Source organism: Paenibacillus pinihumi DSM 23905 = JCM 16419, assembly GCF_000422505.1.
Taxonomy (GTDB): domain Bacteria; phylum Bacillota; class Bacilli; order Paenibacillales; family Paenibacillaceae; genus Paenibacillus_D; species Paenibacillus_D pinihumi.
This window is the reverse complement of the sequence record NZ_KE383866.1, coordinates 458,740-480,751: the sequence shown is the minus strand read 5'-3', so window position 1 is coordinate 480,751 and position 22,012 is coordinate 458,740. Positions and strand designations below refer to the sequence as shown.

The 22,012-nt window shown below is 47.5% G+C and carries 22 protein-coding genes and 2 pseudogenes; 17 read left to right on the top strand and 7 right to left on the bottom strand.

All coding sequences use genetic code 11. The features are described 5' to 3' along the window. A pseudogene (locus H583_RS37715) lies at positions 1–135 on the top strand (IS256 family transposase); the annotation flags it as partial. 94 nt (positions 136–229) lie between these two features. Here H583_RS37715 and H583_RS0125920 read toward each other — a convergent pair. Further along, complete coding sequence (locus tag H583_RS0125920) at positions 230–577, bottom strand: hypothetical protein (RefSeq protein WP_028563027.1); 348 nt, start codon at positions 575–577, stop codon at positions 230–232. 832 nt (positions 578–1,409) lie between these two features. Between H583_RS0125920 and H583_RS37380 the strand changes: the two genes are divergently transcribed. The 5 genes and pseudogenes from H583_RS37380 to H583_RS34340 form a co-directional block, all read left to right on the top strand. After that, on the top strand, positions 1,410–1,802 hold the full coding sequence (locus tag H583_RS37380) for a hypothetical protein (protein WP_028563026.1): 393 nt from the start codon (positions 1,410–1,412) through the stop codon (positions 1,800–1,802). 661 nt (positions 1,803–2,463) lie between these two features. Then, the gene (locus H583_RS0125905; RefSeq protein WP_028563025.1) at positions 2,464–3,078 is read left to right on the top strand and encodes a hypothetical protein; all 615 of its coding nucleotides are present in this window, start codon (positions 2,464–2,466) and stop codon (positions 3,076–3,078) included. Positions 3,079–3,125: 47 nt separating this feature from the next. Beyond that, on the top strand, positions 3,126–3,722 hold the full coding sequence (locus tag H583_RS34345) for a hypothetical protein (protein ID WP_051237008.1): 597 nt from the start codon (positions 3,126–3,128) through the stop codon (positions 3,720–3,722). Between the two features lie 229 nt (positions 3,723–3,951). Then, on the top strand, positions 3,952–4,278 hold the full coding sequence (locus tag H583_RS0125895; RefSeq protein ID WP_154665990.1) for a hypothetical protein: 327 nt from the start codon (positions 3,952–3,954) through the stop codon (positions 4,276–4,278). Further along, positions 4,259–4,612, top strand: a pseudogene (locus tag H583_RS34340) (alpha/beta hydrolase fold domain-containing protein); the annotation flags it as partial. The gene H583_RS0125895 and the pseudogene H583_RS34340, both read left to right, overlap by 20 nt. Positions 4,613–4,860: 248 nt before the next feature. On the opposite strand, the gene H583_RS0125885 reads toward H583_RS34340, so the two are convergent. After that, a complete protein-coding gene (locus H583_RS0125885) occupies positions 4,861–6,066 on the bottom strand; it encodes an MFS transporter (RefSeq protein ID WP_028563022.1) in 1,206 nt (401 codons plus the stop codon). A 122-nt stretch (positions 6,067–6,188) separates the two neighbouring features. On the opposite strand from H583_RS0125885, the gene H583_RS0125880 reads away from it, so the two are divergent. After that, a complete protein-coding gene (locus H583_RS0125880; protein ID WP_028563021.1) occupies positions 6,189–6,809 on the top strand; it encodes a TetR/AcrR family transcriptional regulator in 621 nt (206 codons plus the stop codon). A 185-nt stretch (positions 6,810–6,994) separates the two neighbouring features. On the opposite strand, the gene H583_RS0125870 is transcribed toward H583_RS0125880, so the two are convergent. Continuing rightward, a complete protein-coding gene (locus H583_RS0125870; RefSeq protein WP_028563020.1) occupies positions 6,995–8,143 on the bottom strand; it encodes an epoxide hydrolase family protein in 1,149 nt (382 codons plus the stop codon). A 110-nt stretch (positions 8,144–8,253) separates the two neighbouring features. Here H583_RS0125870 and H583_RS0125865 point away from each other — a divergent pair, with 110 nt between their 5' ends. From H583_RS0125865 to H583_RS34335, 4 genes are all read left to right on the top strand, one after another. After that, positions 8,254–9,108: a helix-turn-helix domain-containing protein gene (locus tag H583_RS0125865; RefSeq protein ID WP_028563019.1), complete on the top strand. Its 855-nt coding sequence runs from the start codon at positions 8,254–8,256 to the stop codon at positions 9,106–9,108. Between the two features lie 83 nt (positions 9,109–9,191). Beyond that, the gene (locus tag H583_RS0125860) at positions 9,192–9,776 is read left to right on the top strand and encodes a TetR/AcrR family transcriptional regulator (protein WP_028563018.1); all 585 of its coding nucleotides are present in this window, start codon (positions 9,192–9,194) and stop codon (positions 9,774–9,776) included. Between the two features lie 102 nt (positions 9,777–9,878). Then, positions 9,879–10,271 carry an MFS transporter gene (locus H583_RS37910; protein WP_281170141.1) on the top strand — a complete coding sequence of 131 codons (393 nt, stop codon included), beginning with the start codon at positions 9,879–9,881 and terminating at the stop codon, positions 10,269–10,271. After that, entirely contained in the window at positions 10,216–11,295 is a 1,080-nt protein-coding gene (locus H583_RS34335) for an MFS transporter (protein ID WP_281170140.1), read from the top strand. The genes H583_RS37910 and H583_RS34335 overlap by 56 nt, the downstream gene beginning before the upstream one ends. A gap of 115 nt (positions 11,296–11,410) precedes the next feature. Here H583_RS34335 and H583_RS0125850 read toward each other — a convergent pair whose 3' ends face one another. Together H583_RS0125850 and H583_RS0125845 are read right to left on the bottom strand one after the other, a co-directional pair. Continuing rightward, entirely contained in the window at positions 11,411–12,781 is a 1,371-nt protein-coding gene (locus H583_RS0125850) for a sensor histidine kinase (protein ID WP_028563017.1), read from the bottom strand. A gap of 1 nt (position 12,782) precedes the next feature. Continuing rightward, entirely contained in the window at positions 12,783–13,496 is a 714-nt protein-coding gene (locus H583_RS0125845) for a response regulator transcription factor (protein ID WP_028563016.1), read from the bottom strand. 167 nt (positions 13,497–13,663) lie between these two features. Between H583_RS0125845 and H583_RS0125840 the strand changes: the two genes are divergently transcribed. Genes H583_RS0125840 through H583_RS0125825 form a run of 4 tightly spaced genes read left to right on the top strand, consistent with a single transcriptional unit; the run spans position 13,664 to position 17,940 of the window. Beyond that, on the top strand, positions 13,664–14,530 hold the full coding sequence (locus H583_RS0125840) for a carbohydrate ABC transporter permease (protein WP_028563015.1): 867 nt from the start codon (positions 13,664–13,666) through the stop codon (positions 14,528–14,530). 34 nt (positions 14,531–14,564) lie between these two features. Continuing rightward, positions 14,565–15,419 carry a carbohydrate ABC transporter permease gene (locus H583_RS0125835; protein WP_028563014.1) on the top strand — a complete coding sequence of 285 codons (855 nt, stop codon included), beginning with the start codon at positions 14,565–14,567 and terminating at the stop codon, positions 15,417–15,419. A gap of 18 nt (positions 15,420–15,437) precedes the next feature. Continuing rightward, positions 15,438–16,595 (top strand): efflux RND transporter periplasmic adaptor subunit, encoded by a 1,158-nt coding sequence (locus H583_RS0125830; protein ID WP_028563013.1) that lies wholly within the window; start codon positions 15,438–15,440, stop codon positions 16,593–16,595. 13 nt (positions 16,596–16,608) lie between these two features. Then, positions 16,609–17,940 (top strand): ABC transporter substrate-binding protein, encoded by a 1,332-nt coding sequence (locus tag H583_RS0125825; protein WP_028563012.1) that lies wholly within the window; start codon positions 16,609–16,611, stop codon positions 17,938–17,940. Between the two features lie 145 nt (positions 17,941–18,085). Here the strand turns inward: H583_RS0125825 and H583_RS0125820 are convergent, their stop codons facing one another. Next, a complete protein-coding gene (locus H583_RS0125820; protein ID WP_028563011.1) occupies positions 18,086–19,825 on the bottom strand; it encodes a HAMP domain-containing sensor histidine kinase in 1,740 nt (579 codons plus the stop codon). After that, positions 19,822–20,556 (bottom strand): response regulator transcription factor, encoded by a 735-nt coding sequence (locus H583_RS0125815; protein ID WP_028563010.1) that lies wholly within the window; start codon positions 20,554–20,556, stop codon positions 19,822–19,824. The genes H583_RS0125820 and H583_RS0125815 overlap by 4 nt, the downstream gene beginning before the upstream one ends. 316 nt (positions 20,557–20,872) lie before the next feature. Here H583_RS0125815 and H583_RS0125810 point away from each other — a divergent pair, with 316 nt between their 5' ends. Then, positions 20,873–21,250 (top strand): copper amine oxidase N-terminal domain-containing protein, encoded by a 378-nt coding sequence (locus H583_RS0125810; protein ID WP_028563009.1) that lies wholly within the window; start codon positions 20,873–20,875, stop codon positions 21,248–21,250. A 17-nt stretch (positions 21,251–21,267) separates the two neighbouring features. Further along, positions 21,268–21,402 carry a TraB/GumN family protein gene (locus H583_RS38200; protein WP_161631219.1) on the top strand — a complete coding sequence of 45 codons (135 nt, stop codon included), beginning with the start codon at positions 21,268–21,270 and terminating at the stop codon, positions 21,400–21,402. Positions 21,403–22,012: the final 610 nt, after the last annotated feature.

The following is a 22,012-nucleotide window of genomic DNA, read 5'->3' as shown; positions in this document are numbered from 1 at the left end:
GCGCTGCTGAAGATGCTGTACTTAGTCACCATGGACGTCACCCGCAAATGGACAGGCCGTGTTCAAAACTGGGGACAGATGCTGTTGCAACTCTCGGTCTTCTTTCCCGAGCGTATCGGACAACACTTGCCGTGAGAGCCGTTCTCCCCCATCGGGGAGATTCTCTTTTCATGAGTTTACACATAATTCTTGACAGACCCAAAATTTGATTCATTCGTCATAAAAACAATTATTCTCTTATATCGTAACCGACTATCTTCTTGATATCCGCATCTATATATACGCCAATAGGACCAAGCAGCTCATCTTGAGTAGTTTTAAATGTCACCCTGTAAATATTTTCGGAGTTTTTTTCTAAAAAAATTAGAGGGAATTTTAGTTTCGACACCTCAATTTTTTCGATTGTAGCACTTTCCCAACTTCCTACTACGACTTTTTGCTCTTTTTTTGAAAGGCCTTCCCATGCAATTTTTTTCATTTGTGTTGGCTCATCTTTAACAGTGTTTGCATAGTCTTTTGAACAGCCGACCAAACATAAAACCATAACTATAGTTATTGATAAAATAATTTTTTTCATAGAGCACCTCACTGTCACTTTAATTGAATATATCAATTGGTTGCGTTAAGAATTTTGTGTAAATAAAATCATCCATTTCTTGTAGAAGCTTATTTAGTTTATGGTACCTGAATCCGCGAAACTATTATATTAAAAGATTAGAAAAAGCCCTATGGTGAAGTGAAATAGAGAAAAGGGAAGATTTCCCACTATGTTCTCATTTACCCTGGAGTTGCACGATGAATCTTGTACGCTTTCAACTGGACTAATCGCTCGAACAACTCACCGCCCATTCGGGCCTTGCGCTTGTTGGCCGGCTTTTATCCCATACCCACATTTCTAAACGCCTTGCCGAGTGTGCCCTACCTGGCGCCCTTCGGCCAATTGTCTCGCATTCCGATGTCCTGCTCGCTTACCTGGGGCTGCTTTGCCAAGGAAAAAGCGATTTTGATCCTATTTAACCGTTTCGTGCCGATCGCTTTTTCGCCAAGGCGCTCGGAATTGGACACGTCCCGTCTTCACCCACCCTCAGGCAACGCCTGGATTTGGCCGCATCCTACAAGCTACGATCCGCTGGCCTGCTTTGTTCCCTTCACGTGCCACTCACGCCCGTTCAGGCCTTCGGACGGGAAGGACAGGTGCAATCCTGTTGCCGCTTGACCTCGATGTTTCGCCATTGGACAACTGCGTACCCGTAAAAAGGGGAGGCGATGAGCTATAAAAGGTCGACGGTTATACCCCATTTCTTGCTTATCTGGGGCAAGAAGGGTATGGCATTAATGCCAATTTGCCCGAGGGCAGCACCCACGTGCAAAAATAAGTGGATGCTATCCTGCTCCATAGCCTGTAGCTCGTGCGGCGTGCGACCGATCAGCCGCTTCTTGTCCGGATGGATGCCAGCAACGACGCCCTCGTGAATGTAAACGCCTGCCTGGAGCAAGGCGCGGATTTCATTATCAAGCGCAATCTGCGCCGCGAGTCGCCCGAGGAATGGCTCATGATCGCCCAGCAAAATGGCATGTGCTGTGAAGAACGAAATGGCAAACGGTTCTACTTAGGTGCCATGGAATGGAATGACCGTAAGCTGAATCGCCCCATTCGTGTCGTGTATCAGGTCATTGAGCGTACCATCGAAGCGAGCGAGCGGCTGTTGCTTGTGCCTGAAATCGAAGTCCACATCTTTTTTACGACGCTTGATTGTTCGCCTTGGCAAGTCATTCGCCTATACCGCGAATGCCACCAGTGAGCAGTTACACAGCGAGTTGAAGACGGATTTGAATTTGGAGCGCTTGCCTTCCGGAAAGTTTGCGACCAATGACTTGGTGCAGGGCTTGTTGCCTATAACCTCCTATGGATACTGGGCAAATCTCGTTGCAGCAACCGGATGTCCCTATAAAAGGCGGCGTGCAGCGCAGACGGGTAAAGACGGTCATTGAAAACTTGATTTGGCTTGCTTCTCGCCTTGTTCAGTCATGCCCGGCAAACTAGGCTCCGTTTCAGCGCCCATATCCCGTGTTTTCCGGCCTTCCGCCTTATTTATACCACGTTGGCTAGGTAAACCATAGGGTCATACGCTTGTGTTAGGGTTGCCTGAGGCAAGCCTCTGTTTTCCTGTACACTTTTTCAGAATACGATCACTGAATCTGTAAGAAATACATGCGAACCCTAGGATCGACTAACCTTCCATGGATTCAGGTATAAAAATATGGAAATTTTAATCATTATAGTATATATTGATATTATAAAGCTAAAAATTTACTTTTTCAAACATTTTATCATTTTTAGAACGGGGGTATGTATTATTGTAGTAAATCATGCTTGATTCAACAATCCGCTCCAAACAAATGAAATGAATGTTGCAAGAGTGAGGTCAGTATTTAGTCTATTATTATGGGAGGATGTAATTTATGAAATTAAAAACACAATTGATTAAGACAGTCTCATCTTTATTAGTCATTGGAGCACTTGTAGTACCACCAGTTACTGCAGATACATTTACATATACTAGAAAGGGAGGCGGTATATTTGATGCCTGGTATGACAGTTCTGTCTCCTCTTACGGATACACGCCTCATTTAGATTTCTCTAGAAACGCATGGGGAGGGATTTCTAGCAAAGTATCTATCGGATTTACAACAAACCATAGGGGCTATAGTACTGATGAAATATATGTTGGCAATAGCGCTACCACGAATTTGTTCGGCTTGATGGTTCCTTACAAAGTCTCTTGGCCAACAAATACATTGGCAACTGATCAAAAAGGAAATGCGCCGACTTCAAATTGGGATTATAGTGTTATTTCTATTTATGATAATTCATTGAGTGCACATAAATTAAAGACTTGGACTGGAATTACTCATACTACAACTCATGAATTGGGACACTCTTTAGGTTTAGCTCATACAACTACACATGGTCAAATTGGCCCATCCGTCATGTCAGCAGGCAGTGTTGCTGACCGTAACGTAAATACTCCAAACGCATACGACAAAGCCCAGCTAAAGTTAAAATGGGGTAGTTAAAAGTAGTAATTTAAATGCAAATATACGAAAAGGTGGAGTGTTGTAAAATGAATCTTGCCCTTACAAAGAAAAAACTAATAATTCTTTTTACTTTTGTTGCTATATGTTCATTAACTACGTACTATTACTTTGGAGTCTACAAATCTATCTCCAATGTATCGTTACAAGCTAGCTATATTGATTACGATACTTTAGAAGAATTGTCTTCAGGTGCGGAACTCATTGTAATTGCTTCACCTACCGAAGATTTTAAAAATCGTGAACATAAATCAACTTTTTATAAAAGTGGTAAGGCAAAAGTTTTACAGGACATATATACATTAACAGATATTAAAATAGATAAAGTGATAAAAGGACCAAGTAACATACCCGATACAATTAAAATTGTTGAACCTATTGGACTATTACAGGAATACAATGGTCTGAAAAAAGTCGCGATTGAAGATTATACCGAGTTGAAGAAGAACAACAAATATATTATTTTTCTTAGCAAAAACACCTATGGTGTATATGGCATAATTAACATGCAAAATGGTAGATTTAATTTAGATAATCAAGACAAAGATGATAGTAAATCGAAGAAAGAAGAAATTAGAGAGAGTATGAGAACAGAAATTTATAAAAGATTTAAAGGCTCAATCTAGAAATTAGCGGTTGATCTTTCAATTGGGCATCCGGAGTCGGTTGTATTCAATTTAAATGCCGGTTTTGTAGCAGGCTCGATTAGAAGTAGTGCCTACGCTGGTGAGCCTTGATCGAGACTGTCAAGTAAAAAGTGTAACCTTTGAAATCAGCATCTAGAAACTACCGAGCCGGAGCGTACCCGTTCCTGTCGATGATCACGGCTTGTGTGTCGACAGCTTGCCAACTCATGTGCAGCCTAAGTGCGGGAGCCGTTTCGCTGCGCAGTCTAGTGCAGCAGACCACGGCCTCGCCAGTGTCGAACGTGATGACAAAGGTAAGACGTATGTAACAACCGGTATTGCTAGCGTTGCCGTAATGGAAATTGTTTTCATTCTGCGTATTTTTCTGGTCGAATGGGTAACACATCATCTGGAGAAGGCTTATCTCTATTCGGCCCAGCATCATTTTGACCTGAATTTAATTGCACCGGCATTCGTCCTGATGGCTATAGCCATGGTAGTGGTTCGAATCGGCGGTGTAGTTGTTAAAGTAAAGCGAGCATCCATATGCTGGTGAGTTTATTTGGACAAAAGGAAGTAATTATTTTGGCTGGCAATCTGTTTTGGGGCATGAACCCGGCCATGAAGAGGTTAGTAAGTATTACGTGCCTGCGCGTGCAAAATCACTGGCCGGTTTACCAACTACTTATATAAGTATAGGCAGTATTGATTTATTCATTGATGAAGCCATATTATTTACAAAACAACTGGTCTTTGATGGTGTCTTGGCAGAATTGCATGTATACCCCGGATACCATCATTTATCCCCGATGTTTCCGGATGCCCATTTTTCAGTGGAAGGCAACAAAAGCAGTGAATGGGCTTTGCTGAAGGCGCTGAGTTTGCTTTAAAGAGAAGTGTTTTATCAACCAAGTTCTTTCTTCATCGAAAAAACGGCTTCTTTTTGGGTCATTGACGCAAGTACTTGCCGGGCTTTAGAAAGCAAGAAACCGGGAACAGCCTTGATTTTACAAGGCTGTTCCCGGTTTTTAATTCCTCATCCTAGGACTTGTTTGCCCTGTCTTCACTAGTTCGGGTTCGCTCCCCGGTACCACATTAACCGAAAAATCGTATTCCTTCTTCTTTCTGCTTGTGTGCCTCATCGATTTTTAAGAAAGCCGTGTTTTTTCGCGCTCCATGAAATAATAAATGCCAAAAGGAGCAAAATCAGCAGCACTCCCGGAAAAGACTGAACGCCAACAAACTCCAGCAATGCACCGCCAGCAATTCCTCCGCCAGCTATAGCCAGATTCCATACGGTTGTATTAATCGGCATTACGATATCTACACCTTCTTCACCGCTGGCCTCAGCTTGTGCGGTTTGCAGCAGTGTGGCTGCGCCCCCAAAGGTTAGCCCCCATAATGCAACGGCTCCCAAAATGACCGATACTGATGTACCACCCAGCCATAGTGCAACAGATGCAACGATGAAAACGAGCAAACTGAGCAGTACAAGAAGGCGCAGCATGCGGTCTATCAGCAGACCGACAATCCAGATAGAGACAAGTGCCATTAAACCGAAGACGAGCAGCATGAGATCGACACGTGCGGCCAGTCCGGAAGGTTCGAGAAACGGGGCAATGTACGTATATAAAATATTGTGTGCCAGCATCCAGGTGAGTACCACCATGAGTATCGGCCTTATACCAGGCAAAACAAAAACCTGGCGGACAGTCATTCTTTGATTTGAAGGCTGCCCGGGATAATCCGGCACCTTCCATAGTATCCATGCAATTAAAACAAGAGCCAGGAGAGACATCAGGCCAAATACTGCACGCCAACCGACCAGGTCGCCGAGCAGAGTACCGATCGGTACCCCAAAGGTAAGCGCAATCGGTGTGCCCACCATTGCTACAGCCAACGCACGTCCTCTTAATGCATCCGGTACCATGCGACGCGCATAACCGGCGATCATGCCCCATGCTGCGCCGGCAGCCACGCCGGCGAAAAAGCGGGCGATAAGTGATAAAGCATAACTGGTCGATAAGGCGGTAATGGTGTTGAATATCAGGAATCCTACAATAATGGCAAGCAGCAGTGGACGCCGTCTAAACCCGCTGGTAAACATCGCGAACGGAATTGCCGCTACAAGTGAGCCAATGGCATAGAGAGTGACGAATTGACCTGCCATCGCTTTTGTAATATCCAGCCCTTGCCCGATTAACGGCAGTAATCCGGCTGGAATGGTTTCGGTAATTATACAGATAAATCCTGCCATCGCAAGCGCCAGAAGTGCGAACCAGGGCAGTCTGGCAGGGCTTCCCGCCGATTGGTCCACATCCGTGGATGATGAAAATGAAGACAAATTAGTTTCCTCCTCAAGATGAATTTAATTATGGATCGATCATTCCATATATAATCCAACCTCATCCACTTGTCAAGGACTTCTGGATCGATTAGTATAAAATTAATAGAGGAGGTTATTTTATGCCACGAACGGGACGCCCCCGCGCTTTTAATCGTGACGAGGCAGTTGTTGCCGCGATGCTTTTGTTCTGGGAACACGGTTTTGAATCCACTTCCCTTGCCCAATTGCGCACAGCAATGGGAGATATATCAGCTGCGAGTTTTTACGCGGCGTTCGAATCCAAGGAAGCGCTGTTCCGCGAAGCGGTTGAGCAATATATCGCTACCCACGGACAGGTTTCGGAAAGCTTCAGGGATACAAGTCTGACATCGAAAGCAGCCATCGAGCAGGGATTGCGAAGAACAGCACGCATGCAGACAGAGAACTCTCACCCTTTAGGCTGTCTATTGGTATTGTCTGCTACAACCTGTTCCCCTGAGCAAAAACATATCCGGGAGATGCTTGCCAAGGAACGAGGAAGGGTCCGGGGTTGGCTGAAAGATTGTATAGAACGGGCAGTGGCAAATGGCGAGTTGCCCGATCGTACAGATATCCCAGTGCTGGTTACTTTAATGAATACATTTCTTCAAGGAATTTCAACACAAGCCCGGGATGGTGTTCCATATGAAGCCATGGATGCTGCCATAACGCAACTGATGAGCGTATGGGATACGTTGTCGGTTAAGTCTAATGTAAGCTGACGTCCATCATCACGGGTGAGCCGTTTGCCGGTTTGAAGGGAAAATAAAAAGCTCCTCCGTCTAAAAGACGGAGAAGCTGAATGAGGAGCAGTATTTGGGGAACCATGATACGAGCGACCTGTATACTTTACTGCTTGTCGTTATCGATGAGGCTGGCAAGAAGTCCGGCAGAATAAATCTGTGGGCTATTTTCTAATCGATCTGTAAAATGCCCGAAGGTCGTTGGCCAGCAGTTCCGGTTCTTCCATAGCAGTAAAATGGCCGCCGGAAGACATAGTGGTCCAATGAGTCACATTCAGATTGCGTGAAGTCCATGATTTTGGGGGGAGCAATATATCTGCTGGAAATATGGCCATGCCTGTCGGAACATCTATGCGGCCCAATGGAGGCAGGGAGTGCGAGTTTTCGTAATACATACGTGTTGATGAACCTATGGTGCCAGTCACCCAATAGATCATAATATGGGTCAACAACTCATCCTTGCTGTATTTTTGGCTGAGGTCACCGTCACAATCGCTCCACGCGCGAAACTTCTCGATTATCCAGGCTGCCAAACCGATGGGCGAATCGGAAAGTCCATAAGCAAGAGTCTGAGGCTTTGTCGATTGAATGGACATATAGCCCCCCTCATTGGCAATCCACTCAGAAGCGTTCTTCTTATATTGAAGTTCTTCTGCGGAAAATTCCGACTCCTCCTGTGAAGTCATGAGACTCCTGATAATGCCAACATCAGTTAGATGGATTCCATATAAAAGTTCAGGATAATTTGCTGCCAGATACCTTGTAACACCGGAGCCAATATCTCCTCCTGCAGCGGCAAATTTTTTGTAGCCTAATTCTTTAGTCATTAGCTTGGCCCACAGCTGGGAGACACGAAAATTGTTAACGCCAGGGTGATTAGGATGACCAGAAAATCCGAATCCGGGCAATGAAGGGACAATGACATCAAAAGAGTCCTCGGGATTGCCTCCGTAACTAGCCGGATCCGTAAGGAGAGGAATAATTTTTTGATAACGAAGGTAACTGTCAGGCCATCCATGGGTAAGAATAAGGGGCAGAGGGTCAGGTCCTTTCCCACGCTCGTGTACGAAGTGTACATCTATCCCGTCAATTTGGCTGTGGAACTGGGAAAAGCGGTTCAAAATCGTTTCTTGTGCACGCCAATCGTAATGATCTCTCCAATAGGAAACGAGTGATTTTAAATAATTTAAATCTGTTCCTCTCTCCCAGCCTGAGTCTTCTAATTGATTGGGCCAACGAATGTGCTGCAGCCTGTATTTCAGATCGTCAAGGATTTCATTAGAGACATGAATATGAAACGGTTCAACAGTCATGATGATTTCCTCCCTTTTCTTTGATTTACAGCCTTATTATAGCCCTTGGACTTGTGTGTTACACTGGAATAAGTGAAACAACCAACTATACGATTTGACAGGTGATTAGGATGCCACAAGCAGACAGACACAAAGAACGTACCGTGAACATTGAATTTGCAGCAGTGGAGGATTTTAATAGGCTTCCATATACAGAAAGGTTTACACTGATTTTTATTACGGCCGGAAGTATAAAGGGGATACTGAACGGGCGTCCAATATCTATTTGCGCTCCTGGTATTCTTTGCTTAACAGAAGACACGCATGTGCAAGTCATTGAAAAAATAAATGTATCTGCGCAGTCCTTTAGTTTTCATCCCGAATTTCTTAACACCGCTACCCTTGCCGAAACGAGGGATTACTTTCCTTGGGGTCCTAGAATACAAACAGGGCATTCGCTTTTTCAAAGTAATAATCTGTATACGGGATTGCCTCGGGTAACGGAAAAAGCATACCCGTTGTTGTTTGAATGGTTTTTCGTACTTGGAATGGAAGTGCAGGCACAAAGCGATGCGCTCTGGGTATGCAGAATCAAAAAGTATCTCATTCAAATTTTAGGTTTGTTGGAAGAATTGAATCGGAATAGGGAACACTCGCCGGTTGATGTCGTGTTAGACTATATTCACACCAACTATCCGCGAAAGATTTCATTGGAGGATTTGACGAGGTGTGCTCATTTGAATCGTGTGACTCTAAATAAAAGATTTCAGGAAAGATGCGGGAATACAGCGATCGGTTACTTGCTTTCACATCGATTGAAGGTTGCGTGTGACCTGTTAACACACACCGATATGAGCCTTAATGAGATTGCTGATGCTACCGGATTTGAGTATGATACCTACTTTATTAAACAGTTTACAGCCAAAAAAGGGATATCGCCGACGACATATCGGACTACCTCCCGTAAGTTCGCCACTGTTCAATAATGAAATACTCTTTACAAAAAATAATTGACTGATCGATCCGGTAAGGGTAGTATGGACAGGGACATGGGAAGGGGGTCTCTTAATTGGCAAGGAGCAAAGAATTCGATACGAACCTTGTCCTGCACAAAGCGATGAAAGTGTTCGGACATCACGGTTATGAGGGGACATCTCTGCAAATATTGCTAGACGGTTTGGGGATTGCCCGCCAGAGCTTATATGATACGTATGGAACGAAGCGGGACCTCTTCATTAAAGCTGTTAAGCACTACTTAAACGAGAAATCGTCGACGGTCGTCGTCTATCTCGAGCGTTCGGGGTCCGTCAAGCAAGCGGTCTCAGATATCTTTTATGAGATTGTGGCGACGCTTCAAGATGAACATCGGCGCAAGGAATGTTTGATTTTGTACAGCGCCATCGATCAGGTTCCGCATGATCCGGAGATCGCGGCATTGTTTGAACAAGATCGAAATCGGTTAGAGAATGCTTTCCATGAGGCGTTAGTGCGGGCAGTGAAACAAGGAGAGCTGAGTCCGCAGCAGGATTTGACGGCACTGGCGAGGTATTTGTACCATTCCCGATACTCGTTAATTCAAGTAACCAAATTAACTGATGATCCAAACGTGTTGAAGGAAATCACGGCGATTACCTTAAGCACGCTTGAACGATAAAGAGGGGCGCAGAACGCTCCACTTTATTTCTCCATATTGGATCGATCAGTCAAAAAACGACTAAATTAGACCGAATGGTCTGTAATTGGAGGGCGAAATTCAATGCATTCAAAACAGTTGAAAGGATTGGCTCTATTCATTCTGGCTATATCACAGCTGATGATGGCACTCGATTACACAATTATTTTCGTCGCCATGCCATCTCTCGGGGAAGCATTAGGCTTCTCCGCAAACCATCTTCAATGGGTAATCAGTGCTTATTCTCTCGTATTCGGCGGTTTTTTATTAATCGGCGGACGGCTATCCGACCTGTTGGGAAGACGCCGCATGTTCATAGTCGCCATGATTTTATTCGGTTTAGGTTCGCTGCTTGGGGGGATTGTCGGAGTCACAGCTGATGCTAATTGTCGCCTGAGGACTACAAGGCCTGGGCGGAGCATTGCTGTCTCCGGCGACATTGTCGCTGATCATTTCCAACTTCGAAGAAGGAGTTGAGCGCAACCGTGCCATGGGTATTTGGGCAGCAATGGGCGGTTTTGGCATGTCACTTGGCTTGCTGCTGGGCGGTGTATTGACCAGCTACATCGGGTGGGAAGCCACGTTCTTCGTGAATGTTCCGATTGCAATTCTCACTGTAGTGTTGGCACCAATCGTGCTCAAGGAAAGCAAGACGATATCCGAGACAAGGCATTTCGACGTTGCAGGCACGATTACAGTTACGGCAGGATTGCTCCTTATCGTTTACTTTCTGATTCAATCGCCGGTTGAAGGATGGCTTGCCTCCCGCACACTGCCTTTTATTGTGCTCGGAGCCATCTCTCTGTTCGCCTTCGTCATCATCGAGCGGCGTTCGAGAGAGCCATTGATGTCCTTCAGGTTATTCCGCAATCGCAACCTGACCGGTGGTGCGTTGACCGCCTTTCTTTTCTCTGCCTCATTTGGCACGCTTTATTACTTTTTGACGCTTTATACGCAAAATGTTCTACACTATTCAGCTATCCAATCCGGTCTCACTTTCTTGCCTCTGACGATCAGCGCTTTCCTGGGGGCAAGGTTAATTAACGTCATGTTCGCGAAGATTGGAGTCGTCGGGACGATTGCTACGGGAATGGGACTTGGAACTGTCGGGTTCCTGCTGCTGACCCAATTGTCGGCAACAGGCTCCGCATGGGGCTTCATTCCGGGGACCATCATTATCGGCATTGGTCAAGGGTTCGTGTTCACGGCAATGTTCATCGCTGGCAGCACGGGAGTCAATTCCAAGGAGCAAGGCGTAGCCTCTGCACTGATCACGACCGGGCAGCAAATCGGCGGCGTGATCGGTCTGGCAGTCATTATGGCAATGATCTCCTCGGGATCAGGTTCAAATGTATCATTGGAGGTAATGAGTCCCTCTGAGTTAAATCAGTCTATTCAAACTGCATTTGTCGTCACGGCCATCGTTACGTTGCTTGGCATCCTGGTTGCCTTCGTCATGCTCAAGAAAGGCAAGGTTGCCGCTGCAGATAACGATTGTTAACGTTATTCATTTAAGCAAAATTTCATCAGAGTGTCGAAAAGTCCAGAGGACCTTATTGGCACTCTGTTTTTATATGTTTGAGCTGTCGCCATGTTTGCAGCCCAATGTGTACAATCTAGGAAAGGGTTGGAAAACGCAAAACAAACGCTGCGCCGCCGCCTGGCTCGTTATGGGCCGAAATGCGGCCGCGGCACCGCTCAACGATAGCGCGGGAAATGGCCAGGCCCAGGCCAGTCTCTCCGTTCTTTCCTTTCGCAAACCGCTCAAAAAGCTGGGATAATAACGGTTCGGGAATCCCTTCGCCGTCGTCAGTGATTCCGATGTCGATCCCTTCGGCGCTTATAGAAATTTGGATGCGAATCGTTTCCTTGGCATATCGGGTCGCGTTGCCCAGAATATTGATCATCGCTTGCAGCACTTTCTCCCGGTCGGCATAGATCCACCACTCCTGGTCGTTATCAAATCCGTTCATCTCGATCCGCAAGCCGTTTTTGACGAGTAGCGGGTTGATTCGCTCTAATGTCTCTGAAATTAATTCCCTTACCGGAACACGGTCCATGTGAAAGATGCCTTCTTCGCTTTCCAGCTTGGCGAGAAGAATCATTTCCGTCACGATTTTTTTCAATCGTTCGCATTCTTTGGCGATGACATCCAAACCAGTATTGGCCTCATCCCCTGTGAAGATGCCGTCCTTGATGCCCTCGGCATATCCTTGAATGGACATGAGCGGCGTTTTCAACTCATGCGAGGTGTTTTGAAAAAATTGCTTTTGCGTACGCTGGTATGTCTCCAACTCGCCAGCGAGAGTATAGACCGTCTTCGCGACTTCTCCGATTTCGCCTCCCGTTTCGACCAGTTGAACTTCAGAGAAGCGGCGCGATTTCACCTTGTTCAGTTCCTTCCTCAAATCCCCGAGCGGCTTGACGAGTCTTTTCGTGATCAGCATGCTCAGCAGGAAAGCGACAATCACTCCGACAGACAGGATAATCATCAACCGTTTAAACAAAGAGATCTGCATCGCTTTGATCTTGCTTAGCGGGGTTGCTACCACTGCCGTGACACCCAGACTGTCCGGCTCAATGCTATGGGTTGCCGTGAGCGTTTCGACGATATATTGGTCATCCTTTCCTTGCCATATGGATCTTGATCCGGGGAGGTCCAGCTTGGATAATTCCATCAGCTCTGTCGTCGCTTCGCTGTTCAGGTTGGTGTAGACGACTTTCTCCCCGGGTGCAATCAATAATGCGTTCGTAATTCCGGCAACAGGCATCATATTATAGTCTCTCTGCGTATCTGCTTCTTGCGCCGGCATGAGCGGCATGACTGGAGATAAACCCATGAGCATGCTGGCTTGATTACGAAGCTCTTTCCGCTGGCTGTCCACCAAAGTGTCAAGCAGCAGCGGATAAATCAGAACAGCGGTAACCGCCAAAATACATAGCAGCAGCAATGCAAATGATAGATGAAGCCGGTAAATCATTCTCATTTTATTGCCCCGTCCTTTCCGTCCGCAGCCGATAGCCATGTCCTCTTACCGTATCGACCGGAAGATCCTTGATTTTTCTCCGCAGCCGCTTCACAAGATCGTCAATTGCCCGGTCGTAGCCGTAATAGTTGTCTCCCCAAATTAACGTAAGCAGCTCGTCCCGTGTGAACGCCCGATTCGGCTGCTCGGACAACGTCTGCAGAAGTTCCAGTTCCTTCAGCGTCATCTCGACTTCTTCCCCGCGCCAGAACACGCGGCGTTCCTCCAGAACAATCCGCAGCTCCCCAACCTCGATCACTTTACCCCCGGGCAGCGAAGGGACAGGATTCTCCTGGGCTTGGCGAATGGAGCCGATACGCTGGAACAAGCGGTTCACACGCGCGACTAGTTCCCTCGGGCTGAACGGCTTCGTCAAGTAATCGTCGCCTCCGAGCTCAAGCCCGAGGATGCGGTCCACTTCTTCATCGCGGGCCGAGATCATGACGATCGGCACTTCCGCCTCCTTGCGGATTTGCCGGCACAAATCGAAGCCGTTCATCCCCGGGAGCATGATGTCGAGAATCCACATATCCGGCGGATCGCTTTCCCATAGCTCCCACGCTTCTTCTGCCGTCGACAGTGTAATTGTACGGTATCCTTCTTTATGTAAATAAGCCTCCACGATTTTCCGGATCTGGGCATCGTCATCGACTATGGCAATTTGATAGGACTTCATGCAGCAACCTCCATATATTTATCGAAACCATTCTATCATAAAAGGTTTGTCTGCGAAGCGATGCCACACTTTTTCCACATTGCTTTCATATTAACTCCCCAGAAGTGTTTGTAAACTAATGGACGTAAACCTGTCGCACATATCGGCTCCCGATTGGAGGTTTCTTCATGAAATTGTACCGTCTGGCCCGCAAGGAGCTATTGGTTGCCCTTGTTTTTCTGGCTCCGAGCCTGGCGGGGTTTTCCGTCTTCTATGTGATTCCGTTCGGCCAGAGCATTCTGAACTCTTTTCAGGATCGGCTCGGGGGAAGCTTCACGCTGGACAATTACAGGGAGCTGCTCCTCAGTTCCTCATTTCAGAAAGCGGCGTCCAATACGTTCTGGTTCACCGCAATCAGCGTGCCGATCCTCGTCGCCCTTTCGCTCTTGCTGGCGTTGCTTCTGAACCAGCGGGTATTCTTCCGGAATTGGCTGCGCACGGCTTATGTGCTGCCGCTTGTTGTGCCGGTGGCTTCAATAGTGCTTGTCTGGCAAATTCTGTTTGACTGGAACGGCAGCTTAAATGCTGTTTTGGAGCATTTCGGCTATAGCCGTCACGATTGGATGAAATCCGAGTGGGCCGGCTTTGTGATTGTGCTGGTCTATGTATGGAAGAACATCGGATACAACGTCATCCTGTTCCTGGCCGGCTTGCAGAACATTCCGGATCAATATTATGAAATTGCCAATCTGGAAGGGGCAGGTCCCGTTCGCAAGTTGTTCGGGATTACGCTCACCTATTTGACACCGACGACGTTTCTGGTCGTGCTGATGTCCGTGCTGAATTCGTTCAAGGTGTTCCGCGAGACGTACCTCGTCGCCGGCGCTTATCCGCATGACCGGATCTATATGATTCAGCATTACATGAACAATATGTTCCTGTCCCTCGATATTCAGAAAGTGTCTTCCGCGGCGGTGTTGATGGCGCTTTGCATTACAGCACTCGTGATCATCCTGTTCCGCACGGAGCGGATTTTCCGCTCTTATATGGAGTAAGCGCAACATAGAAGTGAAAGGGGTGAATGACGTGATGAAGCAATGGGGCACACCGCTGCTGCGCTCGTTATTGCTGATCGCGATCGCCGTCCTGCTGCTGATGCCCGTCGCCTTGACCATCGTCAGTTCATTTATGGCGGAGCGGGAAATTATGGCGAATTATCGCATGCTGGGTAAAACCGACACGAACGTATTCGTCAATCTCAAATGGATCCCCGACTGGGTGTCGTTCCAGCAATACGACAAAGTATTGATCGCGACGCCGAAATTTCTGTATCTGTTCTGGAATTCCGTATGGCTTGTGGCTCCCATTATTATCGGGCAAGCGTCAGTGGCAACACTCGCCGCGTTCGCATTCGGCAAGCTTAATTTTCCGGGCAGGGACGGATTGTTTTTCCTTTACCTGATGACAATGCTGATGCCGTTTCAGGTGACACTCGTGCCCAACTATTTGATGGTTGACCGGCTGGGCCTCATGAACCACCCCGGCTCCATCATATTGCCTGGCGTGTTCGGCGCCTTCGGCGTGTTTCTGCTGCGGCAATTCATGCTCCACATCCATTCGGCTTTTGTCGAAGCGGCGAAAATGGACGGGGCGGGATACTGGCGCATCTTTATATCCATTGTGCTGCCGATGGTGAAGCCGGGCATTGCTGCACTCATCGTGCTCCTGTTCGTCGACTATTGGAATATGGTTGAGCAGCCGCTCATTTTTTTGCAGGAAGCCGCAATGCAGCCGCTATCGGTTTTTCTTTCCCGCATTCAGGACGATGCGCTAGGCGTCTCGTTTGCTGTCTCGGTCGTGTACATGATGCCCATGGTGCTCCTGTTCCTAAGCGCCGAACGGTATTTTATTGAAGGAATCCAGCTTTCCGGCGTGAAAGGCTGATCGAAAGGAGAAGGCAACATGGTCATGCAAAGACAACGGATCGCCGGCATTGCCCTTGCTGCTTTCCTGCTTATATTGGCGGGGTTGACATTGTTTAGCCAAACATTGCAAACCGCATTGCTGCCCAAAGTGGCGACAGAAAAGCCTGCGCAAAAAACGATGACCCACCGCATCGAAGGAAGTGGTGTGATCACGCCCCGGCGGCAAACCGAGTTAAAAAGCGACAGCAGCTGGAAGGTGGTGAAGGTGCATGTCCGCAATGACGAACAAGTAAAAAAGGGCCAGATTCTGGTTACGTTCGACGGAACCGAGATGCAGCAGCAGATTCTTGATGCGGAGGACGAGCTGAAGAAACGAACCTTAAACCGGGAGCTGCTCCAGGAAAGGTTCGTGGCTGCCCACCAATCGAGTGACGAGGCGGAGATTCGCAAAGCAAAACGTGACCTGGAATTGGACAAATTGGATCGCGACATCGCGTTGCGGAGAATCGAAACGCTCCGCAAAGACCTGGAGCGTAAAAGCACGCTGATAGCGCCTGCGGACGGCAAAGTGGCAAATCTTGAAGCCGAGGAAGGCATGAGCGTTCCCGAAGGGCAGCCGGTGCTCACGCTGGTGAAAGCCGGCGAGGGATTCCAATTCACCTTCACGGTGGATAAGGAGTCCGCGGATTTGATGCGAAAGGGCGAGAACGTGACGGTTAACGTTGATGAAGTCAAGCGGCGGCAGATTGAAGGAACAATTGCCGAAATCAAGACCGCTTCCCAGGGAAGCGGCAGCGGAGGTTCTGGAAGCAAGCCGGACACAGATAACGGCATGCAAGACGGAGGTGCCAATGGAAGCTCCAAGGCTCAAAAAACGATTGTTGTCCACGTGCCGCAAGGCGGTCTTCAGGGAGGTGAATCCGCCAGCATTAATCTGGAGAAGCCGTTCGAAGATCAAGGGATCGTCATTAACAAAAAGTGGCTCAAAAAAGACAGCTCCGGAAGCTACGTATTCGTCGTTCGTGAGAATCGAAGCTCAATTGGCAACACGTACACGGTCCAGAAGGCGTACGTGAAGACAGGAAAAGGGAATGACGAGGAGATCGTCGTGCTTGGAGGCGTCTACCTGGAAGAGGAAATTGTTGCAGAGTCGAGTGAACCGCTGCAGAATGGCAACCGGGTTCGATTAAATTGAGAGGATGATTCATTTGAAAAAAATATTAGTCATGTTGTCCACCGTTCTATTGTTATCCGCCTGTTCCGGCAACGGGGGAAGCGTTCCCAAAGGGGAAACGGAGGGCGACCGGAAAACTGTCGTTATATCGGTTATGAGGAAGGATCGTTTCCTGGAAAACGCGGTGCAAAAATTTGAGGAACAGCATAAAAATATTCATATCGAAATGAAGGAATATAAAGTGTCGGAGGATACCGGGGGAGGCGGCATGTCCATGGAGTCCCTCTCACTGGCCGATGTAGAAAAGTACGTGCAATCGGTGACGACGCAGGTCATTTCCGGCAAGGGGGCCGATATTATTCTCATGAGCGAGTTGCCCCAGGACAAATTCGTTGAGAAGAAACTGCTCGTCAACTTGAATGATCTGTTGTCCAAAGACAGCTCATTTGATCAAAATACGCTGTATACCAATATTTTGAAGGCGTCGCAAGACGGGGATGGTCTGTATGCCATGCCGATCTCCTTCTCGCTTTCCCTGTTTCAGGGAAATACCGGGCTATTGAAGAAGGCGAATATTTCAGTTGAAAATAATGAATCGTGGAACTGGACCCAATTCAAAGAAGTCGCCCAAAATTTGAAGGAACAAGGCGGTTCCGATAAGCTTATTAACCTGCATCCGACGTCGCTGCTCTTTGATTTCATCGAGGACAATTATGCTCAGCTCGTGGGGCAGGGCCAGCCGGACTTTGACTCGGATTCATTCCGCAATATGATGGCGGAAATCAAGTCCATGTATGACGAAGGCTTGCTAAGCGAAGGGATGTCGTTCGATGACGACCAGGCGGCATTTCAAATGGCTGACATATACAGTCCCGAGCAGGCACTGACGATGCGGCAAGGCCTGGATTATTACCAGAAGCCGAGCGCAAGCGAGAAAAATTACGGTGCACCGTTCAAACCCACGTACAGTTTGGGAATAAACAGCAAATCCGGCGTTCAACAGGAAGCATGGGCATTCATTAGATTTTTGCTTTCCGAAAACATGCAAGCTTCCCCGAATCTCATGGGATTGCCAATAAATAAAGACGTCACCAGCAACAAATTTAATGAGATATTGCAAAAAATCGAGAGCGGAACGCTGGAAACGATGATCCCCCAAGATATGCTGCCGGATGGGGAAACGGTAAAAAAACGGATTGAAGTGGTAGAAAAGCAAATCTCGGAGGCAAATTTCCGCAGATTCAGCGATATGAAAGTGCTAATGATCGCTATGGAGGAGTTCAATACGTTCATGAACGGGCAGAAATCTGCGGAAGAAGTCAGCAAGCTGATTCAAAACCGGGTGAAGACGTATTTGAATGAGTAACGAATCGTTCCAATTTAGTATGTTCTGATATTACAAGGAAGTTTGCGAATAGGCATTTCCGATTACGGGCCCGAAGGGAAGCAAAACGGCGAAGAACCTTTAACAATACAGGTTCTTCGCCATTTTTAACTTTCCAGCCGAACGCTCAACAGGGTAGCGTAATCTCAATTTTGGTGCCTTGCCACAATTTGGATTGTACGTGGATGTCGCCGCCGTGTGCTTCTACGATGGTTTTGGCGATGCTCATTCCGAGCCCGGAGCCAGCCGTCGATTCTTCTGTATTCGTTCCACGGTAGTAGCGATTGAATAAATGATGCAGCGTTTCCTCATCCATTCCTTTGCCATTATCAATGACCCGGATGAATGCCTTGTTGTTTATCCTGCCGACAGAGACGGTGACGACTACACCCGGAAGGTTATGCTTTACGGCGTTGGACAGCAGATTGTCCATCAGCCGCTGCAGCCAGGTTTCATTGCCTTGTACAGGTATAGGGCGCTCATCCCCAACGTAGTGAAACTGGTATTCAGACATCGTGGCATCGTTGACGTACTTCAGCACGGAGCATCGCACCAGCTCATCCAAATCCATCTCCTCAAGCTCGATGATCGGTTCTCCCTGTTTGAGCTGATGAATCAAAGAAAAGTCGGAAATCAGCTCAAGCATATAATCTCCTTTTTCCCGGATTGTCGATCCCATGGTTCGCAGTTCCTCCTGGCTCCATTGCTCAGGCAGGCTCTCCAGCATATATCCGTAGCCCTGAATGGTGGACAGGGGCGTACGCAGATCGTGGGAGATCCCAGACATCCACTCCGATTGGGTCTTCTCCAGTCTCGCGCGCTCCTTCTCTGTTTGTGCCAATTGGTGGGTCATCTGATAGAAGGATTCAATCACTTCCTTATAGAGCCTGAAGCGGATTCTCATCATGCCGCTGCGCCGGAATACCTTGCGCTTGTCCTTGGTTGTCAACACTTCGTTGTATTGGCCCTTACCCATACGTTCGAACCAGCCTGCAAACAGAATCAGCGGCTGAGCGTAGCGGTAGCCGTGCCAGATGGAGAGCGGAATCGCCAAGAGTAGAATTAGACCTGAAAACCAGATAAGGTTACGCGTAGCCGTATCCATCACAGGATGCTTCACAGGACCTCCCTCTGTATTAGGCCTGTAGAGAATCCAGGTCATTCCGCTCCGATTGTCCCGATGGGCGACTATATTCGTGTCATAGCTGCCGGGCGACTGCTGGATGGCGAGAATATCCAGCGGACGATACGCCTTCTGTATGTATGCTTCATCACCGATGCCTTGTACAGTATGACCAGCAGAGTCAATCATCTGCAGATAGCTGCCGGTTTCGCGCAGTTGCCGGTCCAAGGCGGGAACCGCTTCGCTGCGCACGAATCCATGCTGTCCGTAGGCGTCAAACCAGGCAACGAGCAGGTTACGATCAGGACTTTGGTAGCCCAGCATATACACAAGCGGGTCCTGGAAAGAGAAATTCAACTGTGTAAGTACGGAATATATTCCAAGCGTCCGTGTCTCCTGAATATTGAGAAGCTCGGAGGTGGAGTAGGAGGTCTGCAACGCATGATGGGGAGTTGTATTAACGGCGTAAATTACCTCTCCTTCGGAACTGACAACCTGCAGCCACATGTCTTTCTCCTCGATGAGCTTGGTCCATTCGGGGGAGAGCGTAATCGTCCCGTCCTTGGAATAAGCTTCCTGAGCAATCATTTGCAGGGCGCCAGCCGGAAAATTCCGGCGTATCTCATTATTGTTCATGTTCAGGAAGTACAGGATGCATGCAATCAGAGTAATGGCCACAATCACCAGGGAGTAGAAGATCAATTGATACGTGAAGTGGAAGGCCATGCGTTGTTGAATCTTCATCGCTCTTGAGATTCCTTAACAAGCTTATAGCCTAGCCCGCGAACGGTGACCAGCAGCTTCGGATTGCCGGGATCAACCTCGATCCGCTCCCGTATGCGCCGGATATGTACCATCACGGTCGAGTCATCGCCCTGCCCGTTGATTCCCCAAACCTTGTCGTAGAGCTGTGCCTTGGAAAATACAATGCCGGGAAACTTACAGAAGTGCAGCAGCAGCTGGAAGACCTGCGCGGGGCAGGGGACAGGCTGTCCCTCCACAATCAGCTCGCCTTCCGCCTCGTTGACGGTAAAGTGGCCGAACCGGTAAAGCACCGGATCGGGCCGCTTTACCGGACTGGCTGAGGGAGATTCCTGCTCCAGACGGCGTATGCGGGCCTGAATTCTTGCGGCCACCTCCAGGGGATTGAAGGGCTTCGTAATATAATCGTCCCCGCCCATGGCAAAGCCTCGCAAAACATCGAGATCAGAAGCCTTGGCAGTCAAAAACAATATATGCGGATTTCCGTATTCGCGGAGTTTGGAGCAGATGTCTAGTCCGCTGCCGTCGGGGAGCATAATGTCGAGCAGAACGATATCGGGAAATATGCGCGCTCCTAATTCAAGTGCTTCTGCACAGGTAGAAGCTGTGTACAGCTGATGAAATCCTTCTCTGCGAAGCACCATTTGCAGCATGGTAACAATTGAAGGCTCGTCGTCAACGATTACGATTTTAATATCAGATAGATTTGTCATTGTTTTCACCCGTTCCCATTGTAGCATACCCACATTAACAGAACCTAAACGAAAGAGACACGGTTAAGCTGGTGTTTATCTGGTTGTTTAGGCTCTGTTTCAATGAAGTTGATAGGATAGAAATAAGCATCCGATTCGAATACCCGGCAACAGCAGTTTCTAAAGAAGATCGTCCCTGGCCGCCTAAATCTATAATGCCGTTTTTTATCATTTCAATTAAGAGGAGCTGTATCCAGATGAAAAAGACCAGCGCAATACTTCTTACCCTATTTTTGCTACTTCCGCAGCCTCTTCCGTTTATGCAGCAGAAAAAGACTTGTCGGTACAACTAAATGGACAACAAATCCAGTTCGGCAAGTCCAATCCGATTATTGAAAAAGGGGTGACACTTGTCCCGGTGCGTTCGCTTCTGGAGAAGATGGATGTCAAAGTGAAATGGGATGAAGCGACCCGTACTGTCAGCGGTGCCAAAGAAGGTCTCTCCTTGTCCCTGCAAATTGGCAGTACGAATGCAACTGCCAACGGCAAAGCAGTCAAGCTGGATGCATTACCAAAGCAAATCCGGAATGTAATCTATGTACCGCTCCGCTTTGTCGCAGAAGCTGCAGGCTATAAAGTTGCCTGGAGTCTGCGCCAGGTTGACCTTAGCATTAAAGAGCAATCCGAGGGAAGCAAGGCTTTCTGTGGAAGGTAGAGGATAAATTCAACACGGTGTATCTGCTTGGGTCAATCCATCATGTACCCGAAGGAATGTACCCTCTGCGTCCGGAGATTGAGCATGCGTTAAAAGCTGCTGATTACTTGGGTGTAGAGGTTGACTTATCTTCATTCACGCCTGAACAATAGTGCTTGCATCGAATCGTTCCACAGCATTCTTAAAATATGCCCGTATTCACGGCGTTTGGTGTAAAGTTCGCTACCCCAGCATACCTGCATTAACAGAACTTAAAAGATGAGAGGAGACTTAAGCGGATGTTCATTTAAAATCATTTCCAAAAATATGTCTCAAAATTGAATAATAAGGAAAAGCAACCTTCAAAAATTTGTTTGAAGTTGCTTTCCTTACTTTACCTGTTTCTTTCTTTTGATTAGTTATTACTAAATTATCCTATTTTGGGGTATTTGATGTATACGGAGTCCAGTCTCCGCCGTAAGCTTTTGCACTTGCTATGTGTGAGAACCTTGCGAAAGAAAATTGAGTGTCAGTTATCTGTAAACATCATCTCTTTTAATACGGAAGCTGGCAAGTCTTATACACTGCTAGGTCATTAGAAAGAAAAGTATATTGTGAAACTCCACCTGCAAGGGTGGAGTTTCTTCCTGTTCGGGGACTGGCCTGTCAAGCTATAAGAAAATCATGGTATCCGCTCATGGTGAGGATCTGGTGTGGAGAGGAATTGTCGCCGCTATATTATTCTTATTATTTTAATCGGAATAGTACTTGTTAAATTTTGAA